The organism is Arthrobacter sp. TB 26 (genome assembly GCF_000427315.1).
In the GTDB taxonomy this organism is placed as follows: domain Bacteria; phylum Actinomycetota; class Actinomycetes; order Actinomycetales; family Micrococcaceae; genus Arthrobacter.
The window spans coordinates 19,712-20,299 of sequence record NZ_AUPJ01000555.1 but is presented as its reverse complement, the minus strand read 5'-3'; the positions used below and the strand labels follow the sequence as shown (position 1 = coordinate 20,299).

Below are 588 nucleotides of genomic sequence, written 5' to 3'. Positions count from 1 at the left end.
CCCGCCCCGTTGTCGGACCCCCCGTCAGCGAAGAGGGACGGATCCAGGACCCCGTCGGGGGCGAGGTCCTTTTCGAGTTTTGCCATCCGCGGCGGCACGGCGACCCGGAGCACGTCGCTGACGCTGCCGGCGTACCGGGCCGCGACGCGTTCGGCGAGTTCCGCGACGGAGGCCGTCAGCACCGGAACCGGGGAGACCACTTTGTGCAGCGGGACGAGGGGGTGGCCGGCGTCGGATTCGGCCGTCCGGTCGATCAGGTAACCGGCCAGTTCCTGTCCGTTGAACTTGACCTTGACCCGCACCCCCGGCTGCGCCGCGGCATCGAGCCCGGCGGGCACGCTGTAGTCGAAGGGCCGGTCAAGGTGCGGGAGGGAGGACTCCAGGCGAATACGCGCCACCGGAAGCCGGGCGGCAAGGGCCGGTCCGGACGATGCAGCGGCGGAACTCGGAAAGCCCTGGAGCAGTGAGAGCTGGAGGGGTTCGTCCGAGGCCGCGGCGCCATGGATCTGGCTCATCGCCCGGTCCTCCCTTCAGCAACAGTTCAGCGCCGGGCACATAATCGCCGGCTCAACAACGAATAGCCAGGCC

At 69.9% G+C, this 588-nt stretch carries 1 protein-coding gene (running past one end of the window); it reads right to left on the bottom strand.

The annotated features are described in order from the left end of the window. Positions 1-515, bottom strand: part of the annotated coding region (locus tag K789_RS0121810) for a hypothetical protein (RefSeq protein ID WP_024368594.1) (this coding region is incomplete at its 3' end). Its footprint begins 941 nt before the window's first position; 515 of its 1,456 annotated nt are in view. Between the last annotated feature and the right edge of the window lie 73 nt (positions 516-588).